This window comes from Mesorhizobium sp. M7D.F.Ca.US.004.01.2.1 (assembly GCF_003997785.1).
Classification (GTDB): domain Bacteria; phylum Pseudomonadota; class Alphaproteobacteria; order Rhizobiales; family Rhizobiaceae; genus Mesorhizobium; species Mesorhizobium loti.
The window spans coordinates 1-7,142 of the sequence record NZ_RZRQ01000306.1; the positions used below are offsets into that span (position 1 = coordinate 1).

Genomic DNA, 7,142 nt, shown 5'->3' on the forward strand with positions numbered 1-7,142 from the left:
CTCTTGAGGATCGGCAAGCCATTCTCGCCGGCAAGGATGAGATAGCCGCCTTCGCGAAAGCCGATATCGGCATCAGTGCCGAACTCCTCCTTCAGCCGCCGGAACAGCTTTAGCGTGAACTGTGACAGGCGGATATTTTCCGGAATGGAGAACTGCTGGCGGATCGAGGCCAGGGACAGCGTCGTCGCCGCATGGGCGAATTGCGGGTCGCGCTCGACCAGCGCGATCGAGCCGGAAAACCCTTCCTCGCGCAGATAATAGGCAACCGAGGAGCCGACGATGGCCCCGCCGACGATGACGATGTCGTAGCGCATTTTTTCTCCGATCCGGCCGATGGCATCCTTCACGCCACCGGCAGAATGATCTCGAAGCGCGTGCCGCGCTCGCTGTCAACAAGCCGGATCATACCATCATGCGCTTTCAGGAGGGCCAGCACGATGCCGAGGCCCATGCCGGTGCCGCCGGTAGAGCGCCGCGTGGTGAAGAACGGCTCGAAGATGCGCGCCCGGTTGCTGGGTGAAATGCCGGCGCCATCGTCGCTGACCAGGATGCTCGCCTTGCCACCGGCGCTCGCAGCGGCAATCGAAACCTGCGTCGCTCCGTGCCTGGCCGAATTGTCGATAAGATTAGCAAGCACGATTGCGGCGTTCTCGGCCGATATGCGCAAGGCCACATCGCCGCCGGCCTCGACGCGGACCGCCAGCCTGGTGTCGACGGGAAGCAGCGCCAGTGCCGCACCGATCGAGGTGCTTTCGCCGCTCGGCGCAAGGTTTTCGGCGCGCGCCAGATCGAGCAGGCGCCGCACCAGCAGATTGAGCCGCCCGGCATCGGTGACGATGTTGTTGGAAAAACGCCGCCGCTCCGTATCGTCCATCGCGCTGCCGGAATCACGCAGCAATTCGGCCGCGCCCTGGATCGCCGTCAGCGGCGATTTGAGCTCATGCGAGACATGGGTAGCAAAAGTCTGGATGCTGTCGGAGCGCGCCTGCAGTTTTTCGGCCATGTCGAGGAAGGCGGCGGAAAGCTCCGCCATCTCTCGAGTGCCGTGATGGTCGAGCGGCCGGATCGCCGCGCGATCGCCGGCGGCAATACGCTCCGTGCGATCGATCAGCGCATAGATCGGCCGGCTGACGGTGCGCAGGAAGACCAGGCCGATGAGCAGGGTACCGCCGAGAATGGCGATGGCCGCCAACGTCACCTTGCCGCGCTCGCCATAGAGATGTTTGATGATGTTGTTGGGCGTCCGCGACACATAGACCACGCCGGCGACCTGGCCATCGACGGCCACCGGCAAGGCGACGAAGACACGCACCCTGGTGCCGCGGCTGACCGAATAGAGCGGCGGCGCCGGCTGGTCGGGGATGCGCAGCCTGAGCGCGCTGGCATAGCGGCCGGCAAGTGCGGCGCGCACCTCCTCGACCTCGCCAAGCGACTGCCCAACCTCGTCGCGCCCGGCAATGACAACGCCCCGGGGATCGAGCAGCCGGAAGCCGGCCAGCGTGGTTTTCTGCGTGGCGTCGAGAATGCCGGACAGGCGCGCGCCGATCGCGGCGAAGGCGGGATCGGCGGTGCCTGGCATGGCCGCCGGCCGAGTGGGCAGGACATGATCGGAAGCGAGATCGAGTTGCGGCTCGATCGGCCTGTACAGCGGGTCAGGATTGACGCTTCGGCTTGAATCCCCGCTTGGCCCCGGCATCGGCGCACCGAGTTTTTCCGCGGCAATGCCGGCGTCACGCACATCCTGCGCATAGATGGCGGCGACGGCCGCCCCTTGCGCGATCAGCTCCGCTTCGGTCTGGCGGATCAGCTGATTCTCATAGAGCCGGAAGAAGAACAGGCCGACCAGCGGCAAGGCCATCACCAGGATCAGGATGGCGACGACGACCGTGGCGAGGCGAGGCCGCCATTTGCGGCCGATCCATTTGCTCGTCAGCCGCATCGGCCGAGCCGGAAGCCGACGCCATGCACCGTCTCGATGACATCAGGGCAACCCACTGCTGCCAGCTTGGCGCGGATGTTGCGGATATGGCTGTCGACGGTACGGCCGGCGACATGGATCTTGCCGGCATAGGCGCTGGCCATCACCGCGTCGCGGTCGAGCACATGCGCCGGCCGCGCCAGAAACCCTTTCAGGATCGAGAACTCTATCCCCGTCAGGGCAAGCGGCTTGCCGTCGAAGCTGGCGGCATGGCTGGCCGGCGCCAGAGCCAGTTTGCCGTGCGAAAACTGCCTGTCGTCGGCCGGTTCGGGCACCGCCGGGCGCGCGCGCCGCAGGATGACGTTGACGCGGGCGACCAGCTCGCGCGGGCTGAACGGTTTTGTCACATAGTCGTCGCCGCCCATTTCGAGCCCGAGGATGCGGTCTATCTCCTCGTCGCGCGCGGACAGGAACAGCACCGGCACATCGGATGTGTGCCTGAGCCGCCGGCAGACCTCCAGTCCGTCCATCTCCGGCATGCCGATGTCGAGCACGACCAGGTCGGGTGTGCGCCGTCCGATCGCTTGCAGGGCAGCCGCGCCGTCGGCCACACCTTGCGTCTTCATGCCAGCCTTCTCCAGCGCAAAGCAGATCACCTCGCGGATGTGCGGATCATCGTCGGCGACGAGGATATGATGCGGCATGGATCAGTGGCCCGGCATGTGGGGTTCGATACGATCAGGAACCACGAACGGCCCCTTGCTGTCGAGATATCCGAGCAGCCGCCAGTCGCGAAAGCTCCAGGCCCGCCAGTTCTGCTGGACGGCGCGGTACCAGCCTTCATCGCTGCCGCGCCGCTCCGCCAACTCACGAACAACCGGATTGTTGGCGGCAGCCGTCCGGCTCTGATGATCGAGGAAGCGGTCGAGCGCCGGAAACGCGCCCGGGCCGAGCGAGCGCAGATACCAGGCGTCGAGGGAAATGCCCTGGCCGGTCATTTCGAAGGAATGGTCGACATTGTAATTGGCGATCGTTGCGGCGAAATTGATGAAACAGCCGGCATAAAGCGTCAGAGATAACGTCAGAAGATTGGCGGACAGCAGCCATTCGTTGGATTTTCCCAGCGCGATGCGGGCAATGATGAGGACAAGGCCTGATGCCACCAGCCCCATCCAGACGAAGGCGGCGACGCGCCAGTAGGTCAGCGCATAGATGCCGATATAGAGGTCGAGCCGCAGGATCGACGAGATGACCAGCATGATGTTCTGCGCCACCCAGGCATAGACCAGCCGGCGGATGAGCGGATCGGCCGATGTCTCGCTGCCCGGCCGCAGCGCCGCCAGCACGAAGCCGGCGGCAAGCAGCGCGGTGACGATCAAGGGATAGGCGCCGCGATGCGCGTAGGCGGCGTAGCTCAGCCCGTCGGGAAGCGCCACCCCACCCCACAGATAGGTGGCGTCGAGCGCCGTCTGCAGCGCAAACAGGATGTTGAAGACAATAAGCGCGCGAAGGATGGCAGCCTTGCCGAACAGCATGTCCTCGATGGTGGTGACGGTTCTCTCGGCTTGGATGCTGGCGGCCGGCGCCGCGCGCGGGATGCGGCGAACCAGGCGCGGCACCCGTGGCCGCAGAAAAGCCCAGACACCGGCGAGCACGAACAGCCAGAAGGCAATCCGCGCAAGCTGGATGAGATCGAGCAGTTTCAGAAGGTCGATCAGCGACAGCCAATAATCGATGACCGGATTGGCGGCACCGAACAGCGCCAGGAAGACCGCGCCCAGTGTCAGCGGCATCACCCAGACGGCGATGGCGGCGAGGCGGACGCGGCGCCGGCCGAAGCGGCGCGCCGTCTTGCGCCAGCGGATGAAATCACTGGCGAAGCGGAACGGCGCCGCCAGCCCGAACAGCGCGATCTGGCCGGCAATGCGGGCGATGCTGTGCCGCAGCCGCCCGCTCAGCGAAAGCGCGAAAACGACTAGCGCCGCCAGCGCAGTTGACACCGACAAGGCGCTGACGGTCTCGGCGAGCGGCAGCAGCGCGACAAGCAGGGCGATGGGCTTGAGCCAGACCCTGCCATCGCTGAAAGCCGCCGGATGCACGGCGACGACCGCGGCGGCAATCACGAGGGCGAACAGGAAAACCGTGATCCCGGCGGGCTGGCCGTAGAACAGAAAATCCGCCAGCGCGACCAGCAGGGCGGCAACGCCAAGGCGGCTGCAACAGCTCGGTGCGGCGGAGAACAACGCTGTCATGACCTGGCTTTCCTGATGACGTTCCGCCGGATTGCCGGCGGGCTCTTGCGGACAAAGGGGATGAGGATCGCCGTCGGATTCGCGCGCGGCGGATCGGCCAGCCACCAGCCTTCGCTGCGCAGCCGATGAGGCAGACGGGGTTTTGCTCGCTTTTGCATGCCGCCTGTCTCGCAGGCCGGCGGGGAGATCGCAGGGCGGATCCGAGGAGGTTTTCCGCAAGCGTGTGCAGTTTTCGTGCAGAGGCCAGAGCTGGCAGGCCCCCTCTGTCCTGCCGGACAGCGCCCCCACAAGGGGGAGATCGAGCCTTAATGCACGCGCTTGCCTCCACCAACCACACGCGGCATAGATCACCTATGGAAACCTATCGCCCGCGCCGCTCGGTGCTCTACATCCCGGCATCCAACGACAAGGCGCTGGCCAAGATCGCGCAGCTTTCCTGCGACGCGGTCATCATCGACCTCGAGGATGCCGTCGTCCCGGCGGACAAGATCGCCGCGCGCGAAAAACTGGCCGGCATTTTCGCCAACCGACCGGTTGCCGACCCTATTGGCAAGCGCTGCGAGATGGTCGTGCGCATCAATGCGCTGGCCAGCGAATGGGGCGCCGACGACCTGCTGGCCGCGGCAAGCTGCGAACCCGACGGCATCCTGTTGCCCAAGGTCGACACGCCGCGCGACCTGCTCGAGGCCGGCGATGTGCTCGACGACAATTTTGCCCTCGACAGCGTGAATCTATGGGCGATGATCGAGACGCCCAAGGCGCTTCTCAACATCGGCGCCATCGCCGAACTTGGCCGCGACCCTGCCTCTCGATTGGCTTGTTTCGTTGCCGGAACGAATGATCTGGTCAAGGGCACCGGTGTGCTGGCGACACCGGACCGGCGCTATCTCGTGCCATGGCTGATGCAGATGGTGCTGGCCGCGCGCGCCGGCGGCATCGACATGCTCGATGGCGTCTCCAACGATTTTCGCGACCTCGACGCTTTCGCCCATGAATGCACCGAGGCGGCGGCCATGGGGTTCGACGGCAAGAGCCTCATCCATCCGGCCCAGGTCGAAGCCGCAAACCGTGCCTTCGCTCCATCCAAGGAAGCGGTGGCCGAGGCCCGCCTGGTCAAGGATACTTTCGCGCTGCCGGAGAATGCCGGCAAGGGCGTGATCGCGCTGAACGGCAAGATGGTCGAGCGGCTGCACCTGGCGCAGGCCGAAAAACTGCTGGCGAAGGCCGCCGCCATCGGCGCATGATCAAGCATGATCCCGAAAAGTGGGAACCGGTTTTCTCGGACAAACGGTCCGTTTGTCCAGAGATCATGCTAAACTAAAAATCGGCTAAGGTTATTCACGACAGGACTTGAGACATGAAACTCTACCGCTTTCTGACCGGCCCGGACGACGCCAGCTTTTGCCACAAGGTGACGGCAGCGCTGAACAAGGGCTGGCACCTGTTCGGCTCGCCGACCTATGCCTACGACAAGAAAGCCAAGACGATGCGCTGCGGTCAGGCCGTGGTCAAGGATATCGACGGTCAGGAATACAGGCCGGATACCAAGCTGAGTGATTGGTAGATTTGCAAAGCGCCGGCGCAGGCTGTGTCGAGATTCAGGTCAGGCCGAGTCGAAAATGGTGGTGCCCGAGAACCGGAGCGGAGCGTACTTTTGGGTACGTGAGCACCGGAAGCGCAGGGGACCGCCATTTGCAGGCCGGCCTCACCTGAATATCGGCACAGCCTACTCCGCTGCCTCTTCGATCTTCTCCATGTCATCGTCCGACAGCCCGAAATGGTGGCCGATCTCGTGGATCAGCACGTGGGTGACGATGTCGCCCAGCGTTTCCTCGTTTTCGGACCAGTAGTCGAGGATGGCGCGGCGGTAGAGCGTGATGCGGTTCGGACCCTCGCCGGTCTGCGGATTCCAGCGTTCGGCGATGCCGCGCCCCTCGAACAGGCCGAGCAGGTCGAACGGCGTCTCCAGCGACAGATCGTCCATGATCTCGTCGGTCGGGAATTCGGCGATCTGGATGACGATCTCGCCGGTCAGCTTGCGAAAATCCTCCGGCAGATGGGCGTACGCCTCCAGCGCCAGGAACTCCATTTCGTCCATTGAGGGCGAGAGTTCGTCGTGCCAGGTGCGGGTCTTGTAGATGCGAGCCATGCTTTGTCCTTTGATCCCGGCATATAGGCTTTCACGCCGTGATCGGCAAATGAACGGGCTGATGCGCCTGCACCATCCAGGCGGAGAGGAATAAATTCCCCACGACTCCGCTTGACTCTTCCAGCACCCTCTGGAATCTATAGGAACATAACAGGAACAATTGTGAGTGGAAGCTGACCGTCATGGCGATGACCGCCGTGGCGCGGGAGACTGTTTTTGCCCTGCGCCGCCAGATCGCGAAAATCGAGGGAACGCTGCCCGAGCGCTTGGCTGCGCCGGCTGCCGCGACCTCCGATGCTGACGTCAACACCGATCTCACAATCGTCCGGCGCGGCATTGCCGCGGCGTTGCCGGATGCTTTCCTGCCCATCGGCGTCGGGCGCCTCGATGTCGCCCTGAGCGGCGGTCTGCCGAAGGCCGCCTTGAGCGAAATCCATGGCACGCAAACCCGCGATGCCGGGGCCGTCGCCGGTTTCGCCCTGTCGCTCACCAGCCTGATCCTCAAGCAAACGCCGGGGTTGCCGGTGCTGTGGATCGGCACCACGGAGATTTTCCGCGAGGCCGGTTTTCCCTATGCCCGGGGGCTTCACGGCTCGTTCGGCATCGGGCCGGAGCAATTGCTGTTTTCCGAGGCGCCCCGACTTGTCGATGCGCTGTGGGTCGCCGAGGAGGCGGCCCGGATGACGGCGCTCGCCGCGGTCATCCTGGAAATTCGCGGCAATCCGCAGCGGCTGGACCTGACCGCGACACGCCGGCTGCATGCAAGGGCGCAAGGGGCCGGCCGGCCGGTGTTCCTGCTGCGGCAGGCTGCCGAGCCCGAGCC

The 7,142-nt window shown here is 64.7% G+C and carries 7 protein-coding genes and 1 pseudogene; 3 read left to right on the forward strand and 5 right to left on the reverse strand.

Annotation, left to right across the window (positions count from 1 at the left end; translation table 11 throughout):
- The 4 genes from EN993_RS28360 to EN993_RS28375 form a co-directional block, all read right to left on the reverse strand.
- Positions 1 to 314 (reverse strand): FAD-dependent oxidoreductase (locus tag EN993_RS28360; RefSeq protein WP_164757862.1); only part of this gene is annotated, 314 nt, incomplete at its 3' end.
- 29 nt (positions 315 to 343) lie between these two features.
- The gene (locus tag EN993_RS28365) at positions 344 to 1,939 is read right to left on the reverse strand and encodes an ATP-binding protein (protein WP_127265427.1); all 1,596 of its coding nucleotides are present in this window, start codon (positions 1,937 to 1,939) and stop codon (positions 344 to 346) included.
- Entirely contained in the window at positions 1,930 to 2,622 is a 693-nt protein-coding gene (locus EN993_RS28370; protein WP_127265428.1) for a response regulator transcription factor, read from the reverse strand. The genes EN993_RS28365 and EN993_RS28370 overlap by 10 nt, the downstream gene beginning before the upstream one ends.
- A gap of 3 nt (positions 2,623 to 2,625) precedes the next feature.
- Positions 2,626 to 4,170, reverse strand: a complete 1,545-nt coding sequence (locus EN993_RS28375) for a DUF4173 domain-containing protein (RefSeq protein WP_127265429.1) — start codon at positions 4,168 to 4,170, stop codon at positions 2,626 to 2,628.
- Positions 4,171 to 4,523: 353 nt separating this feature from the next.
- Between EN993_RS28375 and EN993_RS28380 the strand changes: the two genes are divergently transcribed.
- Both EN993_RS28380 and EN993_RS28385 read left to right on the forward strand, forming a co-directional pair.
- Complete coding sequence (locus EN993_RS28380) at positions 4,524 to 5,414, forward strand: CoA ester lyase (RefSeq protein WP_164757863.1); 891 nt, start codon at positions 4,524 to 4,526, stop codon at positions 5,412 to 5,414.
- A gap of 113 nt (positions 5,415 to 5,527) precedes the next feature.
- Entirely contained in the window at positions 5,528 to 5,734 is a 207-nt protein-coding gene (locus tag EN993_RS28385) for a DUF1737 domain-containing protein (RefSeq protein WP_127265431.1), read from the forward strand.
- 162 nt (positions 5,735 to 5,896) lie between these two features.
- Here EN993_RS28385 and EN993_RS28390 read toward each other — a convergent pair whose 3' ends face one another.
- Positions 5,897 to 6,319 carry a metallopeptidase family protein gene (locus EN993_RS28390; RefSeq protein ID WP_023763026.1) on the reverse strand — a complete coding sequence of 141 codons (423 nt, stop codon included), beginning with the start codon at positions 6,317 to 6,319 and terminating at the stop codon, positions 5,897 to 5,899.
- A gap of 182 nt (positions 6,320 to 6,501) precedes the next feature.
- On the opposite strand from EN993_RS28390, the pseudogene EN993_RS28395 reads away from it, so the two are divergent.
- A pseudogene (locus EN993_RS28395) lies at positions 6,502 to 7,142 on the forward strand (hypothetical protein); the annotation flags it as partial.

Excerpts from the sequence above, each read along its gene's own strand:
- EN993_RS28365 (WP_127265427.1), bottom strand. The coding sequence starts at position 1,939 with ATGCGGCTGACGAGCAAATGGATCGGCCGCAAATGGCGGCCTCGCCTC.
- EN993_RS28370 (WP_127265428.1), bottom strand. The coding sequence starts at position 2,622 with ATGCCGCATCATATCCTCGTCGCCGACGATGATCCGCACATCCGCGAG.
- EN993_RS28375 (WP_127265429.1), bottom strand. The coding sequence starts at position 4,170 with ATGACAGCGTTGTTCTCCGCCGCACCGAGCTGTTGCAGCCGCCTTGGC.
- EN993_RS28380 (WP_164757863.1), top strand. The coding sequence starts at position 4,524 with ATGGAAACCTATCGCCCGCGCCGCTCGGTGCTCTACATCCCGGCATCC.
- EN993_RS28385 (WP_127265431.1), top strand. The coding sequence starts at position 5,528 with ATGAAACTCTACCGCTTTCTGACCGGCCCGGACGACGCCAGCTTTTGC.
- EN993_RS28390 (WP_023763026.1), bottom strand. The coding sequence starts at position 6,319 with ATGGCTCGCATCTACAAGACCCGCACCTGGCACGACGAACTCTCGCCC.